This is a genomic window from Paraburkholderia sp. SIMBA_054 (assembly GCF_046534875.1).
GTDB lineage: Bacteria > Pseudomonadota > Gammaproteobacteria > Burkholderiales > Burkholderiaceae > Paraburkholderia > Paraburkholderia hospita.
This window is the reverse complement of the sequence record NZ_JAWRXV010000035.1, coordinates 34,260-58,418: the sequence shown is the minus strand read 5'-3', so window position 1 is coordinate 58,418 and position 24,159 is coordinate 34,260. Positions and strand designations below refer to the sequence as shown.

Sequence of the window (24,159 nt, the reverse complement as noted above, 5' to 3'; positions counted from 1 at the left end):
TTTGCTGCATACACCGGATCGCAGACGTGCCGCGTGGCTACCCTCGATGCCGCTTCGTCTCTGATCCACGGGCCGGTGCCATTCTTTTGACAGCATCGTGGCCTGCCAGTCTTGCGAGCACTGCAGCGATCACAAGAATCCCCGCACTCGTACCGAACGTTGCTTTATAGCCCACGAGGTCGAACAATACCCCACCCATCGTTGCGCCTAGTGTGATTGCAAGTTGAATAATCGCCACCATCAGCCCGCCACCAGCTTCAGCGTCTTGGGGCAAAGTCCTTGCCAGCCAGGTCCACCAGCCCACAGGCGCGGCCGTGGCGATCAAGCCCCAAGCGACCAAGACGACAGCGGTGGCGCCTGCGGAGCTCCCGATCAAAATCAGCGCTAGTGCGATTAGAGCCATCAGTGCAGGGATGATGACCAGCGTTCGATAGAGACGTTCTTTCAGGAACGTTCCGATCAACGTTGTTCCTACGAACCCGGCCACTCCCATAAGCAGCAGCATAAGCGAAAGGGCCGAGACGCTCAGATCGGTTACTGCTTCAAGGAAGGGCCTCAAATACGTGAAGAGGGAGAATTGCCCCATGAAGAACAGGCTGACAGCGATCATTCCCAGTGCGACAGGACGGCGGTTCATCAAGCGAAAAACATTTCCAATACGTTGACCGCCTGCGATTTTCATTGACGGAAAACTAATGAGCTTCCAGGCGAGGGCGACGGCAGCAATCGGAACGACACAAAAAAACGTCCAGCGCCAACCAATGAGGGCGCCGAGGAAGCTTCCGAGGGGCGCGGCAATCACGGTTGCAAGCGCGTTTCCTCCGTTGAGGATTGCCAAGGCGCGGGGAACCTGGTGACTCGGCACAAGCCGCATGGCCGTTGCTGCCGACATCGACCAGAAGCCACCAATCGCAACACCAATAAGCGCGCGTCCAATCAAGAATGCTTCATAATTTAGGGAGAACGCCACGACCGTTCCCGATACGATCATCAGAAGCGTCAGCGAAAGCAGAAGTACTTTCCGGTCGAGGCGTCCTGCCAGCGAAGAGATGAAGAGGCTCGTGAATAATGCAAACGCCCCTGAAACGGAGATCGCTTGCCCGGCTTGCCCTTCGCTGATGTGGAGATCGGTGGCGATGGGAGTCAGGAGGCTGACTGGCATGAATTCAGACGCGACTAGGGCGAACGCGCCAAGTGACATTGCCAGCACTGCGCCCCATGCCGGCGTGCCGTTGAACAATTCAGGATCACACGGACGAACTTCAGACTTGGTCATACGTCACAAACAAGGTAGTATTTTTTCGATGGTCCGGAAGGCCGAACTCGAGAAAAGTAAGTCGTCGGGCTGCTCGAAATCGCGTGCAGATGGGGCGGGTAGTATCTGATTAAGTCGGACGGGCGCCGTTAGGTAGGATTACCGGAGACCCGCCGACGAGTTCGTGTTCTAGACAAGCAGGGTTGAATTGTCGATCACGAAGCGGTACTTGACGTCGCCCTTCAACATCCGCTCGTAGGCGGTGTTGATTTCAGCAGCATTGATAATCTCAATATCGGCGACGATGTTATGTCTTGCGCAGAAATCCAGCATCTCCTGAGTTTCTGGAATTCCGCCAATCATCGAGCCTGCCACCGATCGTCGCTTCATGATCAGATTAAAAATCTCGGGAGAAGGGTGCGGGGTGGCCGGGGCGCCTACCAGCGTCAACGTACCGTCTCTCTTTAGAAGCGTCAGGTAGTCGTCGAGACTGTGCGGTGCCGCTACCGTATTAAGAATCAGGTCAAAGCTCTTCAGGTGAACTGCCATCTCATCGGGATTGCGTGAGACTACGACTTCGTCTGCACCCAAGGCTTTCGCGTCTTCGCACTTCGACTCAGACGTGGTGAATGCCACCACGTGTGCGCCCATCGCGTGGGCGATCTTGATACCCATGTGCCCTAAGCCACCGATACCGACGATGCCGACCTTCTTTCCCGGCCCGGCCTCCCAGTGACGCAGCGGTGAGTACGTTGTGATCCCGGCGCAAAGCAATGGTGCGACGGCCGCTAACTGTTCTTCCGGGTGGCGGATTCGGAGCACGTACCGTTCATGAACGACGATTCGCTCAGAATATCCGCCAAGTGTCCAGCCAGGTTCGTCGGAGGTCGGGAAGTTGTAGGTTCCGACGAGGCCATCACAGTAATTCTCGAGTCCGGTATCGCATTCGTCACAGTGCTTACAGCTATCAACGATGCAACCGACGCCGACAAGGTCGCCAACCTTCAGTCCCGACACGTGTTCGCCAATAGCTGATACGCGCCCGACGATTTCGTGACCCGGTACACAAGGAAACTGCGTCCCGGCCCATTCTGCGCGGACCTGGTGAAGGTCTGAATGGCAGATGCCGCAAAACGCGATTTCAATCTGGACGTCATGAGCGCCTGGCACACGTCGCCTGATCTCAAGCGGTTGCAGTGGCTCGTCCCCGGCGTAAGCGCCATATGCTTTAACATCCATGAATCTTCTCCTCTAACAACACGGTACGTTTCAAAGACCATTGCCGATAATGTAAGCTTCCTCGCTCCATCTGATAAGACGCATACGCCGAATGCGGCTATGTGCAGGATTGATAAATCGAGATCGCGGCCTGGAGCAGCGATTACATCGCTCGGTGCGGACAACGGTCGATCGAGGTGCGTCGTTCGCTGTGTTCGCGAGCATTTATCCGTCCTGGCAGCACTAGCGGCGCCCGCGTTGTTCTCGGGCGCATGACCAACAACTATCCGAACCGCGAGCCACTCTTGGTCCGGATTCAAGCTTGGTTGCGCCGGATCAACGCATCTGCAGGACGACGACGTTGCTGCTTGCCGAAGTGGTCCGTCGTCGAAGGTCTCTCACCTCATCTGACGCCACTGCGCCGCCCCTGTTGCCCCAGGACGTCCGCACAAAGGTGAGGACATCGGCAATCTCTTGATCCGAGAGTTGATTTCGGAAAGGCGGCATGCGGTAGGCGTCTGGGACGCCATTTGCAACGGCTCGTCCCGATCCGTTCAAGATCACGTTAATGCTAGACGCATTTTCTTTGGCCATAGACGACGCGCTCCCAGCAAGTCCCGGAATCCATTCACCCTGACCGCGGCCGTCTTGGCCGTGACAGGCACTGCATTTAGCGATGAACGTCTGCGCACCCGGCTTTTTAAGCCGTACTCCAACGGTCAGGGCGTCCTTCATCGTCGGGTCGTATGACCATGGCAATCCGTCCCGCCCGGAATCCCCAGGAAGTGATTTAAGATAATGTGCAATGGCCTTAAGGTCTCCATCTGTCATGAACTGAGTAGAGTTATTGAAAGCTTCAGTCATTGAGCCGAATACCACCGCATGAGGGTTGCGCCCAAGCTTCAGAAATCTGTAAATGTCCACTTCGCTCCACCGGCCAAGCCCCGTGTTGACGTCGCCTCTGAGGCTCGGGGCATACCAGCCGTCGAGAAGCGCGCCCGACAGATAAAGAGGATCGCCGTCGTCCAAGGCCTTTTCGTTTATCGGGAAGCCTCGCGGCGTATGACAACTCCCGCAGTGACCAGCTCCCTGGACAAGATAGGCGCCACGATTCCAGAGATGCTGGTCCGCGTCTGGATGCGTCTTCGGTCGATATGCACCGGACTCCGTAAAAGCGGCGGTCCAGAGTGCTAGTGGCCAACGCATGTTCAATGGCCAGGGTATCTCCGTCGCCCTGTTCTTTTGCCTAACGGGAGTGACCTCCTGTGTGAAATAGGCATAAAGACCGCGCATATCGTCGTCGCTGAGCTTCGCATACGATGGATAAGGCATCGCCGGATAAAGTCGATGTCCATCCCGTGCCACACCATGTCGAACGGCCCTGTCAAAGTCTGCCAGGCTGTATTCGCCGATGCCAGTTTCCTTGTCGGGCGTGATGTTCGTAGCGAAAATGGATCCCATTGGCGTTGCCATTTCCAGGCCGCCGGCGAACGGCGCGCTGCGTGGCGTGCTGTCGCATGCGATACAATCGCTAAGTCTGGCGACGTACTCGCCGTGTCGAATGAGCGCGGACGCTGGTGTTTGAATGCTTCTAACGCCATCGAAGGGGGAGGCGGGAGTCAAAGTCACGAATCGCGCTACACCGGCCGCTACCATGAGGCAGCACACCAGCAGCGCGGCCAAAAGTTTCATTGACCGGCGTTTAGTCATTTGTTGTCACAAAAGTATCGGATGTGCGGCTAGGCTTGGCTTTTGAAGGAGTACCGGGAGAGCGGCATGCTTCGAACTCGCTGACCTGTCAATCGGGAGACTGCGTTGGCGACGGCTGGCGCAACGGCTGGAACCGGTGGTTCGCCGATGCCTCCCATCTTTTCTCCGCTCTCAACAACGCGGACGTGTACACGTGCCATCCGCCCAGGTGGCAGGATGGGATACATGTCATAGTTTCTCGCGACCGGCATGCCGTTCTCGTATCCAGCTTCTTCGACGAGAATTTGCGACAGTCCGAGCGCAACTCCGCCACTTACTTGCGCCTCGACGATGGCAGGATTAACGATATTCCCCGGGTCGATTGCTTGCCATATATCGTGTACTACGACTTGGCCGTCCATGATAGAAACTTCTGCGATCGCGGCCGTCTGCGAACCGAACGGGGAAGCCATGGCAATGCCGCGTGCACGTCGCGTCCCATCTTTCGCTGTGAACGGACCACGTTGCCATCCGCCAGCAAGCTCGCTGACCGCGCGCAAAAGGTTGGTCAACCTGCGATTACCCTGCAAGAGTCTGAGTCGAAGATCGTAGGGATCTTGTTCGCCTTTGTCGGCCATCTCGTCGAGAAACGTCTCGTAAAAAAAGTCGTTATGGGAATTTCCAACGGAGCGCCAGTAGCCAAGCATGACGGGCGTCTTAACATACAGTTGAGCAATGCGCCGGTTCGGGATTGCGTAGGCCTTGCCAGTCAAGCCCTCCAGAGCAGTCGGGTCAAGCATGGTATCTCGTTTGTTGTTGATACCCTCCGTAGGACCCTCGGTCGCGCTGACCGCTTCAAGGGCGACAGGCATGCCGTTCGCATCGAGCCCTGCACGAAACTGGACGACGGCCATGGGACGCAAGATGTCACGAAGAAACTCTTCTTCACGGCTCCAGATGACCTTGACAGGGCGGCCGGTTTCTTTCGCCAGCTGGACTGCTTGAGGATATGGGCTCGCAGTGTTGTAGATGAAGTGCCGCCCAAAGAAGCCGCCAAGAATTGGCGAATGGATGATGATTTTCTGCGGATCGAGTCCGGTTCGTTTAGCCATGTCCGCCAGAAAGAGGTCTGGCGCCTGGTTAGGCAGCCATACCTCGAGCGTACCGTCGGGATTGAACCGCGCCAGGGATGACGGCGGCTCCAGCTGCGCATGGTTGAGGTACTGACTATGGTAAGTCGCACTGACGGTCGCGTGCGCATGTTTCATCGCGCTCCCAACGTCGCCAGCGGTCTCTGCCGTATCACCTGAGCCCGATGCACTTGCAAGCTGTTCACGGAACGCGTTCGTCGAGAAATCGGCCGGCATGTACCGGAGCGTTGAGTCTGGCCCCGGCTCGCGCCAATCAACCTGTAAGGCTTCCGCCGCGCGTTTTGCAACCCACCACCGTTCAGCAACGACTGCCACCGCGCCATCCAGTCGATGGACGGAATGGACGCCTTTCATTGCTTTGACCTGACTCTCGTTACGGAGCGAGCCGACCGTCAACCCGAGTCTAGGTGCGTGTTGCACGGATGCATGCAACATGCCGTCAACGCGAGTATCGATAGTGTAGATCGCTCTACCCGTTGATTTCTCGTGTACGTCCAGGCGTTCGATAGGCTTGCCGATCCAGCGGAACTGAGTTGGGTCCTTCAGCTTTACGCTATCCGGGTCAGGAACCGGCAGGCTGATAGCTGACGAAGTCAATTGCCCGTAGCTGAGCGAGCGATTTGAACCGCTATGGACGACTCGCCCCGGCTGCGTAGTAAGTTGGCTGACGGGAACGTGCAATTTACGGGCGGCCGCTTGAAGGAGCATCCCGCGTGTCAGTGCGCCCAGTCGGCGCATCGTCTGATGGCTCGAGCGGACTGAGGAACTCCCGCCAGTGTACCGTCCGCCGCTATCCATGATCTGATAGTCCTTTCCAGGGGGCGCGTTTTCCACCACGAACGTTGCGGGATCCGCGTCAAGTTCCTCGCCGATGATTTGCGCCATGGCGGTGAAAATGCCTTGACCTCCTTCGATGAATGGGCTTTGGAAGCGGATCGTATTGTCGGGACGTATCTCCAGGAATGCCGCAACTCGCTTTATTGGTAGATTAGTAGCCGCCTGAGCGCGCGCGTCTCGGACGGGAAGACCAAAACCGAGAACGAGAGCGCCTCCCGCAATGCCTGCCGACGCCAGCAGAAAGCGCCGCCGCGATATATTGACCGGGGTCTCCGTGGTCGGGAACGTTTCGTCGCTCACGGGCTCGAATACCATTTTCGACATCAATCTTCTCCCCGTTCGTTGTCACCAGGGTTACCCGACGCACTCGTTAGAGTTACGGCACCAATGCCGAGAAGAACAGCAGCGGATGCAGCAACGCGCACGCCGTCTCCGAGGGGCGATATCGTTTCAATGGAGGCATGTGTTGGTGGTGCAGGAGCACTGACCTCGACGCCCGCCAGATCGCGGACCGCTGCACGGATCGCGTTATATGTTCCGCAACGACATAGGTTGAGCATGGCCCCCGCAATCTCTTCGTCGGTGGGGCGCGGTGTCTGCTTCAGGAGGGCAGTTGCGGCCATGACCTGGCCGGACTGGCAGTAGCCGCATTGCGGGACTTGATGCTTGACCCAAGCCGCGACGACACGTTTGCCGACGGTGTCGGCCTCGACCGCCTCGATCGTCGTTATCTTGCGGCCCGTCAGGCCGTCAATGGGTGTAACGCAAGAGCGCACCACCGCGCCATCGATCAATACAGAACAGGCTCCGCACTGAGCGAGGCCGCAACCATACTTCGTGCCTGTTAGTCTTAGTTCATCACGAAGCACCCATAGAAGTGGAGTGTCGCTATCTGCCTCGACATGGCAGGACGTATCGTTGATTTGAAGTTCCATGATTTTCGAAAACTAATTGCTTCGAGAGATTGACGCCGTAACCTGTCCGCAGAGTGTGCCGCTCGCGCGATATGACTGCTTCGATAAGACTCATCAGCGGCCACACAAGACTTAGGTGTGCGCCATTCCTATATCCGGGATCGACGCATGATCCATGCGCACGAAACGTAACACGCCAGAACGCAACGACATCACTTCAGTTTCACTAGGCTCTATGAACCCAGTCGATAAATAAAAAACCCTGCGGAGGCGGCGCTGGCGGTCGCGCTGCAACGGATCCGCCTTGGTTTTTCGCATCTTTCAAGCTGTGAATGAGAATGGCGCGACACCGGGAACGATGTCGCGCGATCAGTCAAAATTCGCTAACGAAGTCGGTTTTCAAAGGTTCTTTTGGAAGAAGTCGGTCAACTTGGCGAACGGAATCAGATCTGTCCGGTCATACAGGTCTACGTGACCGGCACCAGGAATGATGACCAGTTCCTTGGGCTGACCAGCAAGTTTGTACGCTTCCTCGCTAAATTCTCGGGAATGCGCCTTCTCGCCGGCAATAAACAGCATCGGGCGGGGCGAAATGGTCACAATGTCGTTGAACGGGTAGAAGTTCATCTGCTTCACCTCCGCAGTAATCGGGCGATTGGTAGTGAGGTAGAGCGACGATCCCTTAGGAACAACTTCGCCTCGGGGAGTACGGTAAAAATCGAAGAACTCCCGCTCGATAGGACTAGCGTCCGGCCTCAGCGTTTCGAGCATTCCATCAACGTATTTTTTCTTGCCGCCCTGAAACTCCACGTAACGTTGCTCCGCAGCCGCAGCAATAAACTGCTTTCGCTGTTCAAGCGACTGGGAATGATTTAGCCCGTTGCGGTTCACGCCACCCATGTCGTACATACTGACCGTAGCAATGGCTTTCATCCTTGGGTCGATCTTCGCCGCGCTGACGACATAGCTGCCGCTCCCGCAGATGCCGAGAGCGCCAATCCTGCTCCTATCGACGAAAGGTCGGGTGCCGAGGAAATCAACCGAGGCCATGAATACTTCGGTATATATGTCGGACGAGACGCCATTACGCGGTTGACCTTCACTTTCGCCCCAGAACGAGAGATCGGGGGCCAAAGTCACGAACCCTTGCTCGGCAAGCTTCTGTGCATAGAGGTTCGCGCTTTGCTCCTTCACAGCACCGTTGGGATGGCCGACGACAATCGCCGGATACTTCTTGCTGCGATCCAAACCTTTCGGAATGAAGAGATTCGCAACAACCTTCATTTGATACTGGTTTTTGAAAGTGACTTTCTCAACAGTCAGCTTGTTGCTCTTGTAGAAATTGTCCGCGCCATTCGACATATCTTGAGCCATCGCAGTAAATGAGCTCACCAGGAGCGTAAAAAACAGTAGAAGCTTTCTCATAGACATCTTCTTACGTGAACAAAAAATTGGGCAACGCTCGAGACGAAGAAAACGTAACGCTACGCGATGTCCTTTCTCCAAACGCCGATCAAGGCTGGCATCAAGCCTGTCGTCACGGCTGAGTTATGGCATGTGGTGATGCAACTCCCCGGAAAAATCACAGATGTGCTTCTGACTTTCGAGTTTCGCTGCCGACGTCCATGCATCAGTGCACGGGTGAGTCGTAGTCGAGCGTCGTCCGGTTGTTGTCCGGCCACAGGAGTGAACCGACGCTCGTTGCTTGTCACGGTATCCCGAATAGAAGACATTCTCCTGTCGCTCACCGAGAACTGATATAGCAATCCGCTCGTTTTGTTGCCTAATCCGATGAGTCTCGATGCAGCAGGTACAAAACATCCGTCGCTGGAGTACAGTCGAGTCAAGGAGGTTTTTGCTGGGATGTCAAATCACAAGGTCAAGCGTAGCGACGCTGCGCCGCTTGCGGAGGAGCAAGGTATGCCGGCTCGCGTCATCGGCAAGTGGGCGATGGACCCTGCAGGAGATTGCGCGACACCGATCCCGAATCTCACGTTCTTTCGACGGGAAGCGCCGGCTCAACCATCGCCGTGCATCATCGAGCCCAGCATTGTTCTGGTTGTACAAGGAGTTAAGCAGATGCTTGTAGGCGGCGAAGCGTATCCCTACGACGCCTCGCGGTTCCTGATTGCCTCACTGGACCTGCCAGCAACGTCTGAAGTGGTCGCGGCCAGCCCAGAGCGGCCCTGTTTGGGACTAACCTTAATGCTTGACTTGCGGGTTCTCGCTGAGTTAATTGCGCAGTGCGGGCTGCCACTATCGCGACCTCGCGCGGCAAGCAAGAGCGTTGGAATCAGTTCAGTAACGCCGGCTATCCTGAACCCATTGGGTCGTTTGCTGGATCTTCTGGACGAGCCGGATGCTATTCCTGTGCTTTCGCCGCTACTCCAGCGCGAAATTCACTATCGCCTGTTGATGAGCGATCAGTCCGCACTGCTTCGGCAAATCGCATCAGTGGATGCTCAAGGCCATCGGGTTGCGAAGGCGATTGCCTGGCTAAAGGCGAACTATGCGGTACCGCTCCGAATTGAGGAACTGGCGGCCCGGGTACAGATGAGTACGCCGACATTCCATCATCATTTCCGGCAACTGACGTCAATGAGCCCCTTGCAGTATCAGAAGTGGCTGAGACTGAATGAGGCAAAGCGACTTATGCTGAATGAGCATCTGGACGCGGCAAGTGCTGCTTTCCAGGTCGGCTATGAAAGCCCGTCCCAATTCAATCGAGAATACAGTCGCCTGTACGGCGCACCGCCCAAGCGAGACATCGCTGCGTTAAGGAATACCGCGCAGTCGAAACGGAGCAGGTGAACGCGTTGTAAGATGTGCATCGAAGCCCGATGATGTTATGGCGTATGTCGCAAGGCGGCGATCAGAGCCGACATTGCGCCAGACGGTTGTCTTCGACTCGGATAGTAAAGATGGTACCCAGCCCATAACGGGCACCACTCTTCGAGCGTCGGGATGAGGTGCCCCGCTTTCACATATGGCTGCGCCATGTCCTCTGGCACGTAAGCGACTCCAAGTCCCGCGACTGCTGCATCTAGGCAATCATAGATGCTGTTGTACATGACTTGTCCGCTAACCCGAACATTTATCTGTCGGCCTCGATTTTCGAACTCCCATGCCCAAATACCGCCGTATGTGGGCAATCGGAGATTCACGCAGTTGTGCTCCATCAGATCATTGGGCTTCCGCGGCATTGCGCGATTGCTGAAGTACTTTCTTGTAGCGACGACTGTGAAGCGAAGATCGGGCCCGATGCGCACGGCTATCATGTCCTGTGCAACCGATTCTCCAAGCCGGACGCCCGCATCATACTGGGCTGCAACGATGTCGGTAAGGCCGTTGTCGACGGATAGCTCTAGCTTAATCCCTGGAAACTGTGGCAGGAATTTCTTCAATCTTGGTGCAAGGACCGAGCGGATAGGGTGGTCTGAAGCTGTGATCCGTATGGTCCCAGATGGGCTGTCTCGCAATTCCGAGAGCGCCTGCAGTTCAGCGTCGATTTCCTCGAACTGGGGCGCCACAGTGCGAAGCAACCGTTCTCCGGCCTCAGTTGCAGACACATTTCTGGAGTTTCGAGCGAGCAGGCGTACGCCAAGAGTTTTTTCCAGTGCGCGAACCGAGTGACTTACAGCCGACTGCGAAAGCCCTAACTGAGCCGCAGCCCGTGTGAAGCTTTTTTCGCGCGCGACCGTGATAAACGCAGTTAGGCCGCTAAACGAGTCTCGAAGGGTGTTGTCATACATGCCTACTGGGCCCTCGTGTGGAAAATTCTGATACGAGCATCGAGAGCTCGACATCCGTCGTGTGCCCGTCATTTAAGGCTCAGCGGAATCTGTACCGCGGCATCAGCCCGCCGCTTCGGCGGTAGCGCTCGATTGATGAATTTTGTCTATAGGTGTTAGCGAGATTCGAAGCTTACCGGCACCTTGCTTGGACTGTACAGTAGCTACCGATGTCTGTCGTTCCACCTCAGCGCAAGAGAGGCGAGTCTTCAATCAGTTCGCCCGGAGGCGATAGCAGCTCTGCCGAGGCACTCATCTTAATTTGGTCTTACGTCGGCCACAAGGTTGTCTGGCGAAGATCTCTACGTATCTGGAGAGGTCACTTTGAAACATAAACTGCATTGTCTGATTTCGGCCGTCGGATTGTTAATTTCCGCTTCAACGTTCGCGCAGACGCTACCTGAGCATGCCTTGACGCGTGCACAGGTCCGAGACGAGATGGCTCAATATTCATCTGCCGGCTTCAATCCGGCTCGCCAGAATCCGAGGACCTGGGTGGATGACGCTCAATCTGCATCGGCTAAGGTTGTGGCAGAGCGAGGCACATCAAGCCACGTAAATCAGTTGGCATCGCATGACACAAGTCATTGCGATTAAAGTTCGCGCGGGTTTGTGCCAAATTGCGGAGTTATCCATGTCATCGTCCGACGCGCTACACGGGGGCACAGGAAAATCTCGTCAACGTCACAGTCCGGCTCATCCTGATTTTGGGCTTTGGGCCGGCCCCATTCATTCGCTGTCCATCGCGACGACAAATCACCTGTCAAAGGATCCGATACGAGTCCCGCGTCCGATTCCAGGATAGCGGATCCTTCGTCACCGGAGTAGCTGCTGTAACAGGATTTTGACGTGGACAATCTTCACATGCTGGTTCTTAAGTGTTAGCGCCGATGTGAAACTGACCCACCCGTAGACCGAAGCAAAGTTGTCACAACTTCGCTAATAAAGTTGTCAATTCGCGGCGTCGCGGTGCCGGCGAGTCGATAAAATCACGTGAGATCAGCGACTTGCAGGAAACGAAGTAAAGTTGTCACTGGCCTGGCATTGCGAAGTGTCAATTACGACGGGCGTTGCCACCTTGGGGCCCACGGTGTCGACCGTATTTTCCAACCGCAGCAGCAAGCGACGTCTCATGGCAATGCGGTCCTGCCTGCGCATCGCAGGGATGGTCGAGAGGAGCGAAAGTCGACCATAACTGAAATGGGAACGGCACGATAGGCATCGAAACGGAGCCTCGATTACGCTGGCGCTGACGATGTACGGCGTCTCGCCACCGCAGTGCGGACAACGTGTGTCGAGTGATTGATGATGTGCGGGGCAGCGATCTTCATCCTCAAGCTGATGTAGCACGCTCTGGTAGCCATGCGCGGCGCACAGTTTACAATAGCGGAAAGCCGGGTGAGGCCGACCGGGAAGCGCTGCATCAAGCAAAGACACCCGCAACACCCCTTCTGGCAGCCGGAGTATGCGGCACAGGCGCGTGAATTCGATGTCGTCGCGGACAGGTGCTACGCCCTCCGACGGATCAACGCACGGGCTGATCAGATGCACGAGCACGTCGCCGGGCAGTACGTTGGCGCACGCGAACTTCCACAGAATAGAGACAAGCGACTCCCCCGGCAAAAGCCACTTGGGGTTGAACGCGCTTCCTCGCGAAAGCGAAAGCTCCGATTCATCAAACGCCAGAATCGGGAAGCGCGGCCGTTTGAGCGCCACGAAATCACACCGCTGCCAGCACGCGTCCCGTCGCATGACGGGACTGAACATAGCCGCAGTGCTGAACCGCGTGAGTCCACAAGGCAGCATCAGGGCAGTAGCCCGGCGCGTCCCTGAGCTCGCTTTCCTTGAGCACGATCTCGACAGCGCGTACAAACGAGTCCATCGGTATCTCGAGGTTACCCGGCAGGCTCGCCTTATGATGTGCAGCCTCGAATGCTTGCCAGAGCGCACCGGCGTCGCCGACCAGGCGATAGCCGGAGTCAAACGTCTGCGGAAGATAGAAACGCGTGAAGCTCCAAGCAGAGCCCTCCGGATACGCGGTCTGATCGTAGCCGTTAAGGCACGTGGCGACATCCTCGGCATTCCTGATGCCGTAGAACGGGAGCTCCTCGACCATCAGACGCGCGACAATCTGTGTTTTACCGGCCATCTGCAAGGCCGTCTTCTGCGCGAGCAGTTCCTGCTGACCGACGAGGAACGTGAAGAGCTTGATCTGCTGGCGATCGAGCGCGTCATGCACATCACGCAACCATTCATATTCATTCTCGTTGTAACGTTGGCTCTCGTCACAGAAGAGAAGTACCGTGCCACTTCCGGCCCGAGCGGCGGCCTCGCGAATGCGCAGCGAGAGGCGAGTGCGTTTGGCCGAACTCGTGCCCGCGTGCGGAGTATGATCACCGACGGCTTCCAGCAGATTGCCGAAGAACGGGGCTTCGGCGTGCCGCGGCTTGTGCTCGCATTGCGCATGGTAGCTCGACATCCTGGGATACTGACGCGCGAGCAGGAGCCGCACATACTCGATCGCGCGGGTTTTGCCGATGCGCGGCGGTCCGTAAATGAGCGCACCCGGAATCCGATAGCGCAGACAGCGTGTGACCAGCTCATAGAGCGCTTCGATCGCAGGCGTCGCAAGGCGGTAATTGCCGGTGACGAGTGGATGCAATGACGGATCAATCGGACGCGGTAATTGCTGCGACATGGAACCTCCTCCCATGCAAATGACACGTTAGAAAACCTGGCCAGTGCCAATGGTGAGCTTGCGCGGGCGCACGCTCACAGGTGGGGACTCGTTGCCAGTATCTGGAGTCATCGTCGTCGCAGCGGCGGCGACGACGGTGGGTGAAGCGACGGGACCTGGCGGTATCCCCACAATCGGCGCCGCAGCGAGCGTGCGCATCGCCTGCGCGAGTTCGGAGGCCGCCTTTCGGGTCTTCCTGGCCTCGGCAAGCTTGGCCTGAACGTAGGCTTCGATCGGATTCGTGCCGAGCGTACTTTTGTTGCCATGCAGCTTCAGGATTTCCTGACGCAGCTTCAAATTGTGCGGCTTGACGCCCCACGCCCCTTGCGCCTCAAGCACGCCGAGTTCCGTGCCATCTGCCAGAAAGGCACGCACGCAGCGCAGATCGTCCGCATTCATATAGATGAGCAGAGGCTGTCCGATCAGGTGCGTGCTGCAGGCGAGCACCGCATTGGTGTAGCGAACGCGGTACAGATTGATGTGTGGTCGTACCCCCTGCTCGAGATACGCGCGCACGCGACAACGCCGCGCCGTTTGCATCAGGCACAACGTTCGACGATATCGCTCGGGCAGCCATGTGAGCAATTGCTGTTGGACCCGCACGAAATACGTCATGGCTTCGAGAGGCGTCACGCTATTAAGACCTGCATGCGGGGTGCCGTGGTAGCTGGCGATCGAGTAGTCGATCAGTTCCTCTAGTTCGTCGAGCGATACGTAAAGGCGCAGGTTACCCTTGGGATCGGCTAGTGCCCGCCGAAGGTCGCGCGGATGTGAACCCGTAAAACCCGGCAATCGCGAAGACAGGCGCGACTGGACTGTGCCGAAAAACCGCTCTATGTAAGGGCGGTCGTCAGGGCTGTAGTGGGGTCCAGCGTCGACACTGCAGCCAACGAATTCGCACAACGCAGCAAGTGTGTCGGCGGCAAGATTCGCCTTCGCGTTGTCGAGTTTCATCCACTCCCATGTAACGTACGCGAGTTCGGGCAGGCGCTGGGACGGAAACCCGTCCTGTGCTCCATACGCGAGACCCGGGATCCCGAAGGCACGCTCGCGGCGGGGCTCCAGCGCTTTCTCGATCGTCTTGATGACGTCGTAGCGGCTATATTCACGAGCAAGCACCAGATGGAAGCCGAGCACCGCGCGCGTACACACGTCGATGATCGCGAGCAGCCAGACACGCTCGATTTCGAACTCGTGCGCGAAGCCGAGCGGATCGGGCACGACGATCTTGAGCCGGATGTCGAGCTTGTGTCCATCGAACTCCACGACCTGATAAGGCCGGCTGGCCGTTGGTGCGCCGGTTGCATCATCGGGGCGCGGCAAGCCTTTGAGGTGTGAGGCACCGGCCGCGCGCGCAGCTGTGCCGAAGCCGCGCAGCAACTCCGCCTTGACGCATGCCGACAGGGACCGAATGGCACGGCTTTTCGTACAGAACGGATAGTCCACCGCCGTCAGACCTGCTCGTCTGCACTGCTGAAGGAATTCGGCATGCAACGCTTTCAGCCCGCGCAGACGCGTACGGAGACCATCGTCGGTGCCGAGTTGATCGAGCTTGAAGCGATGCTGCCTGAGCTGAAGCCGGAGCCAGCCGGCAAGGGTTGGATAACGTTCGAGCAATTGTGAGAGGGCGCCCACTGCGCCACGGTTGCCGCGTTCGCCTGGCAAAGTGACGGGGCGCACTCGGACGTACTCCGTTACGCGGACATGCGCAATAAGCGCGCGGTACCCAAAAATGCGCCCGTCATGATGCTGTTCGAGCGCGCGCCCAAGTAAACGATACAACTGCCGACGATTCACACCGGTAGCGTCTTCGATGTCCTTGACGGGCTCGCCGAGAGCGTAGCGCTCGATTGCCTGCATCCTGGACCGGAAGCGTTCACGCGCGGCCGCATCGAGCTCGGTCCACGCTACTGTTGGCCAGGTCGTTACATCGAGAGCTTGCAGTTCGGGTTTGCGACGACTCATGGCTGGGCCTCGGCAGAGGTAAATCGCGTGAGCCACGAAAGGGGCGTGGTGCGCAACTCGGGTGCGCCGATGCGGCCTGCGTGCAGCAGGGCGAACACCGCAGCGCGTGCCAGGATGGGATCGCCCGTCGAGAATTCCCGCTCGATGGCAAGTAATGGTTGAGCCGTTGCAACGAAGCGCTCGATCGCATCGAGTAGCGAGGTCGGTACAAGGCCGCGCGTGGCCGTCAGGCAGGGCAGCATACGTTGCCAGTTGTCGATCCAGATGCGCGAGGCGGCCAGGTCGGCAGGCTCAAGCAGACGCACGTTCATGGCGCTGACATCGAGATCCGCGTGTGGCTTGCTGTCTTTCACGGCGACCGGATCGGGTAGGAGTAGCAGGTCTCGACGGTCAGCGTAGCAGACGTGGAAATCGGCGCGAAACCGCTCACCGCCGAACTGGACAAAGCCGGGGCGTTCGCAGAAGGCTTGCACCGCAGGATCCGATTCGAGCACGATCCATTCATCGACAGCGCAGCGGCGGTCGAATGTAAGTCGCCGTTTGAGCTTCGGACTGAAGACCTCGAAACGGTGCGCGCCGCGTGTTCGCGCAAGGGCGGCCGGCCGCATCATATGCACGGAATTGTCCATAAGATCAAGCTCTTACGAGGGGATTCGAAGTCTAGGATGCGAATTGACAACTTTCATTCGGACATATGCGAATTGACAAATTTGTTTCGTTTGGAGTGCGAGTAAAGTGGTCTATTCCAGGCGGCGAATCACCGTGCCATAAGGATTGCGAAGTGACATCTTTATTTTGTTTTACGTATCTGTAGAACGATGCATTAACCACTGGAATAACGAGGCACAACGAGATCGCAACAAGGGTGGCCCGGAGGTCAACGTCGGACGTATATCCGCAGACGCAAATGCCGCTTACGACGGCGAACCAATCCGCTATCGCTACGGGAAGCGCGTCCGCGGCGTGGTGGCATCGAAGCTGCAAGCCCTCCTCGGTCGTAACGTCGATATCATACAAGCGTCGCCTGCGTTGAGTGTCCCTCAACTGCAAGACATCGCTCGTCATCTTGCAAATGATGCAGAGTAGTGCGAGCAAGCGTCCGGTCATCGGAGATCGGCAAGGCGCCCCGACGACTATCCAGCAACTGCCTTCCCTCTAATAGAGTTCCATTCCCGGGTTAAGCCAATCGGGTCGACATGCAACCGTCGCGACGGGCAGCAGCGGGCCAACAGCTGACTATCGCTTGCCTCCGGGCCGTCAGCGTGACACTGTCACGAACGATCGGGTAATGTGCGGAATCGCACATCTCTTTCGAAAACCGTGATCGACACTTCGACACTCACTCCCGACACCATGAGCACCCTTTGTCCGATAAATGGGTTGTGCCACAATTCTCGCAACGTTCCGCATCGACCGTTGTGTTGCAATGGAAACAAAATGGCCTGTTGTGATAACCCATAACTAAAAACGTTTGGCGACAGATCGGACAATCCTCCGTACCCGAGAACTCATCTGGTGTATCAACCAACTCTTCATTCCAATCCGGCCACGTTTCTCGCATCCACTGCTCAAGGCGGTGCATCGAAATCCAGTACAGTTGATCGTGCTCAAAAACAATATGCTGAATTTCTCGGAGCGTTTCCGGGGGGATGTCAGCCTCAAGCTTATTCTTCAAAACATCATCAACGAAGAACAGTATGAATTGAAGGGATTCGGCGACGATAAGCTCGTCTTCTTCCTGGTGATCGTAGCGATGATGCTCAATTCGGTTTCGCCGCTTTTGAATCTTTTCGATCATCGACTGCTGCGCCTTCGGTAGACCAAGACTAAGGTTTTCGAGCCTTGTGAGAATCTCCTTGATTCCTACGGTTAGGGAATCTTCTGTGATTTTTGCGTCGATGTTTCGATATATTAGGATTGGATTAGTTCGATAAAGATGCTCTTTCAGGAATAACTCAATAGAGTGAAAGAGCGTGAGAATTGCGTGCTTTCTACTGGAGTAGCTGCGCTCTTTGGGGAAAAACTCTATTCCGATGCGAAGCGAGTCAACGGCGTTTGCATAGATCTCACTCATGGTGACCTTTTATAATAATGCGATAAGCTCACGTTGAGTCTATCATTCCGACGCGGGTTCGGGTTCTAAGCCCGTTCCCGTTGAGCGTCCGCTTTCAAGCGGGCCGACTGTCCCCTGTGGGTCGACTTGGGACGCCAACGCTCCGCGCGGCGGTGCGGTTGCACCGCACGCCACTTCGTACCCCTTGACCTACAATGTAAGCATGGCCGCAATCCAGCGGGGACTCGTGCGATATGTCGGAACTTGCAAGCATCGGCAGTGGTTCTCCTGCTTGTCGCACTTCCGCGACCCGCGCGCGATCGTTATCAACGACAGCCATCTCTGATCGGGCGGCACTTATGTGACGATGAGCCGCGCTTCGATTTCCGCCGCGACTCGCGCAGGGCGCGCACCAATCACCGGCCGCCGTGATGAGCAGAGTACGTAACGATGAGTGACTTCAACGTGTCCGGCACCCACCTTAAGCGCTTTGCAAAAGCGGCCTGGGCATGGGCCCCGCGTTCGTTGCCGGCACTCTCGCTCACCTTGCTGATCTTCCCACCGGGACAGCAATCCATTGTTGTTGCCCAGGAGCGCACGATGACCCTGACGCTAACGTCGCAAGCCTTCCCGCAGAACGGCGAGATTCCCACGCAGCATACCTGTCAGGGCGCCGATGTATCGCCGCCGCTCGAGTGGTCCGGTGTGCCCGCGAACACAAAAAGCCTGGCGCTGATCGTCGACGACCCTGACGCGCCGGACCCGGCCGCGCCGAAAATAACCTGGGTACATTGGTTGCTCTACAACATCCCGCCGACGGCAACTCGGCTGCCCGATGGCGCTGCTGCGCAGGCTTTGCCGGGCGGTACGCTCGAAGGCATCAATGACTTCAAGCGTGCCGGTTACGGCGGCCCGTGCCCGCCCGTGGGACGCCACCGTTATTTCCACAAGCTGTATGCGCTCGACACTATACTGCCCGATTTGAAAAGGCCCAGCAAGGCGGCGCTCGAAAAGGCCATGCAGGGGCACGTACTAGCGCACGCGGAACTAATCGGCACCTATCAGAAGCGATGAGCGATGCGTCGATGCATGAATCGGGATTGAGGACAAGGTAAATCCTGTGGTGCCGACCTTATACACGCGGGGCAGGCAGAACTCGGCCATCTCCGGCCGCTGGATAGCATTCTCATACCGACGAACGGACGGCTCCTGCGCCTTGGTAGCGGGCGTTCGAGTGCCGAACGCGCGTACTGAAAATTCAGGTGACGCGCTACGTGCTTGTGGGCTGCGCAGCGCCTGCCGCCCCAATGGCCAGCGACGGATGCATCGCCCGCCGGCGTGGTCCAGGTGTCGGGTGAACCGAAGTCCGCCGCCGTATCGAAGCTGGCAGGGTTGTCCAGCGAGTCGCACTTGCTGAGTCCTTAGGGTTTGAGATCGCTGGCGACGAGGTTGCTGCCGTCCATCTTCATCGGAAATGAGTGATGCTCATGCACAATGCGCCAACCGGATGCACGTTGAACAAGCACGAAACTGCTGCGGAACCAGACGTCCACCGAGCCCTGATCTTTCTTGTCGCCTCGCAGGTTCGTCAGCCCATGAGCCACCGCCAGGTCGCCGCTCATGTGGATCACGGGGTCGGTGAAGCGACTGGTTATCGGTCCGTCCCATGTAGCGAGCCAGGCGTCGAGGTCGGCCGGATCGCGGGCTGCTGCGCCGATGAGGCGCAGCGGCGGTTGGAGGTCAAAGCTAACAATATCCGGGTCGGTCGTCGCCACTACGGCTGCGGCGTCGCCGCGTGCAAGCGCATTATCCCGTCTGGTGAGGAGGTCACGAATGTCAGATTCATCGGTTGCCATGGTTTCTCCTTTCCGTTCGTGAGGCATTTGCAGCGGTGAGTTACGCCCGCTGCGCGATCCAGGCAACTGAAATGCCGACGTGGCTTGAGTACGCTTTCCGCTCAATTGATCCCGAAGGGCGAGATAACTCTCCATCACATGACGGCCCGAGTCCCATGAAGAGTTGCGCTACACCTCACGAGCGCATGAGTGGTCCAGTTCGCCAATCCAGCATAGCAGGTGAGGAAAGAATGCAAAGTTGGATATAACCGCGCGTTGCCACGACACCGTTGACGCGAGGCCAACGTAGTCAACGACGCCGAAGGGCAGGTCACGCCAGTCGGGTATCGGCCACGAGGAGACAGTCGTCCGGCGCTACCGAATGGCCGGTCATGGCGCCATGGCGGCCATCTAGAGCCTCGGAGAATTGGTTGGACGACTGCCAGGTTTCCTGCGCGGCATGGGCATCAGGGCACGGGGTTACGAATTGAACAAGTCATCGACAATACGTCGTCCCGCACTATAGCCGCCCATCAGCGCATCAGCCTCACTGAGGAATGGCTTGCCTTGGGATTCGCCAAAACGCAGCGGGGAGAAGACGGCGACAGATGCACCGGCCTTGCTAATCCTCACGACCGCCACAAATCCGACGCTGGTTGTCCCCTTGGGTCCGGCCTTCCAACTGAAGTCAGTCTCAACGGCCACTTCAATATCGAATCCGTGATAGTGATAAGTGCGGCTCATGGGGTCACCCGGTCCACCTGCTGCGACGTCCGCAGTACGTCATCCAAATCCGGAATGCCGATGTGTCGGAAGAAAAGCTCCACGATGCCACGAGTAGGCACACTGGAAGAAAGCGTCGCGATTTTGACCGGGGCGAACCACCTGCACCTCGCAATTTCGTTGCTGGGCTGTGCGGTCAGGTGAGGCCCCACCTCAGCGAAGAAGACATGGTGCTGCGTGTTGAAGCCGTTAAACTGAAAAAGATACATTAGCTCATCTGCGACGAGCGTGGTCTCTTCTTCCAGCTCCCGCAACGCGGCTTCATGGGACGCTTCGTCCCGACGGATTCTTCCGCCCGGTAGCGCCCATCTCGACCTTTCCCTGGCAACCAGCAGAATACGGTTGTCTCGGACACACAAAACGGTTGCCCTCTCTTTCATTGGTGTCTGTCTGTTTGATCGCAAGACTCTAAATGACCTCGATGATAATTTAGGTTGTTGAAGGCGTCATTTTGGACGCGTACGCTACCTTCAGACCGTGCGAATGCGGAACTCGCAGGATGCGGCAATCAGGAAACGTCGGCGCGGAACGGGGAGTATAGCGATGAAAATGTCTCACAGATTAGGAAGCTCTGATACGGCCGGACCGGTTTGGGGGCTTATCTTTGGCCTGTTCATGACAGCATTCGGAATGAGCCTGTGGTTTTATGCGACGTTGTCGGTTCCTCCCGGATGGCAAGATGAATCGTTGGCCGTAGCGGCCACGCTCGTTGGCCTGTTTTTAGCCGTCTACGCCGGGCGTGAACTCTGCCGCAAACGTCGGTAGATCGCCGGTCAGCACTATGGATGTTTCGATTAAGTCGCTCTACGCGGTATGCTGGAGCGCGCGGACTTTGCCGCTGGCAGGTGTGCGCTGAAGTTGAGACGTTGGGGGACTTCGCTGAAAGTCCCTCACGGGTCGAACTGTGCCGGACAAAGTGACTTTGCCGAGCCGTCCGAGCGGCGATAGTTCAGGGGATGGAATGACAGGCGCAAGACCTGTCAGATATGGGTTGCTCCCCTTTGCTGTAGCAAATCTTTAGCGCGCGAAACTTCCCCACTTACAGCAGCAATCTGCAATTCCGCCGGGCTGGCTCCCGTACTCATCCGACGAAAATCGGCCATGAGCGGCCGCTGGCGATGTGCGTCACTGTGACGTTCGAGCGGCTGCTTCGCCCCCGATCGAGACAGTGAACCAGGCGCGCGACAGCGGGCTGCGCGTCGCTGGTGGCAGCGCGGCACAATATCCTGCTTACGGTGGCAAAAACCTAACATTCATGCGGTTTCCTCTGCCTGAACAACTACACGGGCCGCCTTTTACCGGATAAATTAACTTCGGCTTTACAGATGCGACCCGCCGAAACTAGAACAGGACGAGAAACATGCTTGAATGTACTTCCTGCGCAACAAACGCCGTCGTGGACTGGGCACGCGTGCGCGAATCGTATCCCGTGCAGCACCCGCTGCTCAATCTGAACAACGCAGCTGTGAGTCCGCCGCCGCTCGTCGTCGAGCAGGCGGTGATCGACGCCTACCGGTTCGTCAGCAAAAATCCCGACGTCAACATGTGGACCGGACTAGACGCAAAACTTCCGGACATCAAGCGGCAGTTAGCCACGATCGTAGATTGCTCCGCCGGGGAGATCGCACTTAATCGGAATGCAAGTGAAGGACTTAGCGTTGCGATTTTCGGCATCCCGTTGTCTGCCGGAGAGCGGGTGCTAGTGTCTCCATGGGACTATCCGTGCGCACTTGGCGGCTGGCAACAGCGTCAGGCGCGCGAAAATATTGTCGTCGACACGGTCGCGTTCGATCTGCTCGCAAGCGATGACGAAATCGTCGCCGCCTATTCGTGCGCAATGCGTCCCGACACGCGCGTGCTCCATCTGACGCACATGCTTCACTGGACGGGGAGAGTGCTGCCGGTCGCCCGCCTGTGCGCGCTCGCGCGGGAGCGCGGCATCATCACCATCGTCGACGCAGCGCAATCCTTCGCGCAGATGCCCGTCAGCTTTCGCAGGCTCGGTTGCGATTTCTTCGTCACGAGCCTGCATAAATGGCTCGGCGCGCCCGTCGGCAACGGCATGCTGATTATTAATCGACAACGCATAGGCGAAACCTGGCCGTTGCTCGCTCCGTTCGATGCCCCGCCCGACACAGTGGACAAATTCGATCACTGGAATCTCGGCACCTATAACTCGGCGTTGCAAGCCGGCATAGAACCGGCGATTCGCTTTCATCAGGCGATCGGCGTCGCGAACATTCATGCAAGGTTGAGTGCGCTGACCCGCTACTGGACCGCACGCGCCGCGGACATTGACGGCTTGCGGATTCACACGCCGCTCGACACCGAGACGCTGGGTGCGGTGAGCCTCTTTTCTATCGACGGAATCGATGCCGCGCGCCTCGAGCGCAAATTACGGCAATCGTTCTCGATTCATGTTAAATACCGGCGCGTTGGTCAACTGCAAGGGTTGCGAGTGTCGCCGCATATCTACATGAGCGAAGCGGACCACTTGCAGAAGAAATATTAGAGGGCGGTGTGCAGGCAGCGCTGACGTTATCGCATGGATGACATGATGTCAGGCAGCAAAAATTGTAGCCATCCACTGAACAACCGCCCCGACCGCGACATGACGCCAGAAGATGAACGCCTCCTGCAACGCGAGCGAAGGCTTCTGGCGATGCTTGGCCTCATGTGCCTTGGGCTCCTTGGCGGTGCGCTGGATCTACAGTTCTTCTTTGGCGAAGATCCCTGCCCGCTGTGCATCATGCGGCGGTACTTCTTTCTGCTTGTGGCCTCCTTCGCATTTGTCGGCGCTGGCCTCAATCGCTGGCGCGGCATTGCGGTGGTTCATTTAACCTTGAACTAGGGCCATCGACGCAAGACAGATCGGTATGATCGAACGGCGGTTCACGAAGGCGAAGCGGTCGCACGAGCGTCCAGGAGACGGCTACGTCAACGTCCCTTCGTGGCCGGTCTCAGTCTGACGCGGTCGGCTCAGATCGACCCCTGTCGGTCACTCAAACCCGTGCGGCGCCGACTACCGCATTTGAAGTCGAACGGCCGCTTGTTGACCGGATTGTGCTCGGCTTTACATCCTTCGGAAAAGACAGGAGGTAACAGCCGCTGCAAACGCCCTTGTCGGTCTACCTCCAGGAATACCTGCCGACCGGTTCCTGAGATTGACGTTTTGATGCATGAGCCCTGGAGACTCGAAAGCCTTTTTTCGCTGAGTCAATGTCCGCGACCCGGTTGCGTGCCTATATTTGAGCGAAACGTCCGGCTTAGTCAGCGTCTTTCGCGGCCACGTGCAGTGCATCGACGAATACGTCAAGGCTTTTCTGAGTACTGGCGCGGAGGCACTGCTGTTGCCAACTACGCCGTCCACTGCACCGATGATCGGGCAAGAAGACAGAATCATACTGGGTGGCCAAGAGACGAGCCAACTCGTCCTCGCAAATAACACAATCCCCGCCAGTGCCGCAGGTCTTCCGGGTATCAGCCTCCCGATCGGGTTGTCCGACAAGGGCTTGCCGGTCGGACTAGAGATGGACGGTCCCTTCGGCCGAGACAGAGCGCTTCTCTATGTCGCCCGCCGCGTGGAAAACGTCCTAGGTACGTTGCAAGCAACGGTCTGATCTGCCTGAAAAAGCCCTCGCTGCACAGACTTCATTGGTCGAATTACTTTGAGGAATTGAAATGTCCCAGCCTGATTATTTGTCGGAAACGTGCGCCATCTCACGCGTCGCCGCCAAAAACCGCGCGCAAGCGGAGACGGCTTATAGCGTCGTCACGTAATGCGGGGTTGATGCTCGGGACGCATGCCCCGCGATAGGCAAAGTTCCAACTTCATCGGTCTGTATTTGAATGTCGAACGCGGCACGAGCCCCGACAGCGATACCGGCGCGCCGGATCGCGCGGCAGACGGACGCTCGGCACTACCATATCC

Annotated in this window: 21 protein-coding genes; 6 read left to right on the top strand and 15 right to left on the bottom strand. The window is 57.4% G+C overall.

Annotated elements, in window-relative coordinates; translation table 11 throughout:
• Positions 1-37: 37 nt before the first annotated feature.
• From SB822_RS34170 to SB822_RS34145, 6 genes are all read right to left on the bottom strand, one after another.
• The gene (locus tag SB822_RS34170) at positions 38-1,276 is read right to left on the bottom strand and encodes an MFS transporter (protein ID WP_410856639.1); all 1,239 of its coding nucleotides are present in this window, start codon (positions 1,274-1,276) and stop codon (positions 38-40) included.
• Between the two features lie 168 nt (positions 1,277-1,444).
• Complete coding sequence (locus SB822_RS34165) at positions 1,445-2,494, bottom strand: NAD(P)-dependent alcohol dehydrogenase (protein WP_410856638.1); 1,050 nt, start codon at positions 2,492-2,494, stop codon at positions 1,445-1,447.
• Between the two features lie 315 nt (positions 2,495-2,809).
• Complete coding sequence (locus tag SB822_RS34160) at positions 2,810-4,165, bottom strand: c-type cytochrome (RefSeq protein WP_410856637.1); 1,356 nt, start codon at positions 4,163-4,165, stop codon at positions 2,810-2,812.
• 47 nt (positions 4,166-4,212) lie between these two features.
• A complete protein-coding gene (locus tag SB822_RS34155; RefSeq protein WP_410856636.1) occupies positions 4,213-6,474 on the bottom strand; it encodes a molybdopterin cofactor-binding domain-containing protein in 2,262 nt (753 codons plus the stop codon).
• A complete protein-coding gene (locus SB822_RS34150) occupies positions 6,474-7,085 on the bottom strand; it encodes a (2Fe-2S)-binding protein (protein ID WP_410856635.1) in 612 nt (203 codons plus the stop codon). The genes SB822_RS34155 and SB822_RS34150 overlap by 1 nt, the downstream gene beginning before the upstream one ends.
• 378 nt (positions 7,086-7,463) lie before the next feature.
• Positions 7,464-8,489 carry an alpha/beta hydrolase gene (locus SB822_RS34145; protein ID WP_410856634.1) on the bottom strand — a complete coding sequence of 342 codons (1,026 nt, stop codon included), beginning with the start codon at positions 8,487-8,489 and terminating at the stop codon, positions 7,464-7,466.
• 495 nt (positions 8,490-8,984) lie between these two features.
• On the opposite strand from SB822_RS34145, the gene SB822_RS34140 reads away from it, so the two are divergent.
• On the top strand, positions 8,985-9,875 hold the full coding sequence (locus SB822_RS34140) for an AraC family transcriptional regulator N-terminal domain-containing protein (protein WP_410856683.1): 891 nt from the start codon (positions 8,985-8,987) through the stop codon (positions 9,873-9,875).
• Positions 9,876-9,910: 35 nt separating this feature from the next.
• On the opposite strand, the gene SB822_RS34135 is transcribed toward SB822_RS34140, so the two are convergent.
• A complete protein-coding gene (locus SB822_RS34135) occupies positions 9,911-10,816 on the bottom strand; it encodes a LysR substrate-binding domain-containing protein (RefSeq protein WP_410856633.1) in 906 nt (301 codons plus the stop codon).
• Between the two features lie 324 nt (positions 10,817-11,140).
• Between SB822_RS34135 and SB822_RS34130 the strand changes: the two genes are divergently transcribed.
• Positions 11,141-11,452: a DUF4148 domain-containing protein gene (locus tag SB822_RS34130; protein ID WP_410856632.1), complete on the top strand. Its 312-nt coding sequence runs from the start codon at positions 11,141-11,143 to the stop codon at positions 11,450-11,452.
• A gap of 402 nt (positions 11,453-11,854) precedes the next feature.
• Here SB822_RS34130 and SB822_RS34125 read toward each other — a convergent pair whose 3' ends face one another.
• The 5 genes from SB822_RS34125 to SB822_RS34105 form a co-directional block, all read right to left on the bottom strand.
• Positions 11,855-12,571 carry a hypothetical protein gene (locus SB822_RS34125; protein WP_410856631.1) on the bottom strand — a complete coding sequence of 239 codons (717 nt, stop codon included), beginning with the start codon at positions 12,569-12,571 and terminating at the stop codon, positions 11,855-11,857.
• Between the two features lie 4 nt (positions 12,572-12,575).
• The gene (locus SB822_RS34120; protein ID WP_410856630.1) at positions 12,576-13,553 is read right to left on the bottom strand and encodes an AAA family ATPase; all 978 of its coding nucleotides are present in this window, start codon (positions 13,551-13,553) and stop codon (positions 12,576-12,578) included.
• Positions 13,554-13,580: 27 nt separating this feature from the next.
• A complete protein-coding gene (locus SB822_RS34115) occupies positions 13,581-15,557 on the bottom strand; it encodes an integrase (RefSeq protein ID WP_410856629.1) in 1,977 nt (658 codons plus the stop codon).
• The gene (locus tag SB822_RS34110; RefSeq protein WP_318271128.1) at positions 15,554-16,051 is read right to left on the bottom strand and encodes a hypothetical protein; all 498 of its coding nucleotides are present in this window, start codon (positions 16,049-16,051) and stop codon (positions 15,554-15,556) included. The genes SB822_RS34115 and SB822_RS34110 overlap by 4 nt, the downstream gene beginning before the upstream one ends.
• A gap of 845 nt (positions 16,052-16,896) precedes the next feature.
• Complete coding sequence (locus tag SB822_RS34105; protein ID WP_410856628.1) at positions 16,897-17,631, bottom strand: hypothetical protein; 735 nt, start codon at positions 17,629-17,631, stop codon at positions 16,897-16,899.
• A gap of 579 nt (positions 17,632-18,210) precedes the next feature.
• Between SB822_RS34105 and SB822_RS34100 the strand changes: the two genes are divergently transcribed.
• A complete protein-coding gene (locus tag SB822_RS34100; RefSeq protein ID WP_410856682.1) occupies positions 18,211-18,684 on the top strand; it encodes a YbhB/YbcL family Raf kinase inhibitor-like protein in 474 nt (157 codons plus the stop codon).
• 347 nt (positions 18,685-19,031) lie between these two features.
• Here SB822_RS34100 and SB822_RS34095 read toward each other — a convergent pair whose 3' ends face one another.
• From SB822_RS34095 to SB822_RS34085, 3 genes are all read right to left on the bottom strand, one after another.
• Positions 19,032-19,466: a YybH family protein gene (locus tag SB822_RS34095; protein ID WP_410856627.1), complete on the bottom strand. Its 435-nt coding sequence runs from the start codon at positions 19,464-19,466 to the stop codon at positions 19,032-19,034.
• A gap of 459 nt (positions 19,467-19,925) precedes the next feature.
• Complete coding sequence (locus SB822_RS34090; RefSeq protein WP_408318606.1) at positions 19,926-20,189, bottom strand: hypothetical protein; 264 nt, start codon at positions 20,187-20,189, stop codon at positions 19,926-19,928.
• On the bottom strand, positions 20,186-20,608 hold the full coding sequence (locus tag SB822_RS34085; protein ID WP_408318604.1) for an NUDIX hydrolase: 423 nt from the start codon (positions 20,606-20,608) through the stop codon (positions 20,186-20,188). The genes SB822_RS34090 and SB822_RS34085 overlap by 4 nt, the downstream gene beginning before the upstream one ends.
• 980 nt (positions 20,609-21,588) lie before the next feature.
• On the opposite strand from SB822_RS34085, the gene SB822_RS34080 reads away from it, so the two are divergent.
• The 3 genes from SB822_RS34080 to SB822_RS34070 all read left to right on the top strand — a co-directional run bounded on the left by SB822_RS34080 (position 21,589) and on the right by SB822_RS34070 (position 23,848).
• Positions 21,589-22,740 (top strand): aminotransferase class V-fold PLP-dependent enzyme, encoded by a 1,152-nt coding sequence (locus tag SB822_RS34080; protein WP_410856626.1) that lies wholly within the window; start codon positions 21,589-21,591, stop codon positions 22,738-22,740.
• A gap of 33 nt (positions 22,741-22,773) precedes the next feature.
• Positions 22,774-23,079 carry a disulfide bond formation protein B gene (locus tag SB822_RS34075; protein ID WP_410856625.1) on the top strand — a complete coding sequence of 102 codons (306 nt, stop codon included), beginning with the start codon at positions 22,774-22,776 and terminating at the stop codon, positions 23,077-23,079.
• 397 nt (positions 23,080-23,476) lie between these two features.
• Positions 23,477-23,848, top strand: coding sequence for an amidase family protein (locus SB822_RS34070; protein WP_410856624.1), 372 nt, complete (start codon positions 23,477-23,479; stop codon positions 23,846-23,848).
• Positions 23,849-24,159: the final 311 nt, after the last annotated feature.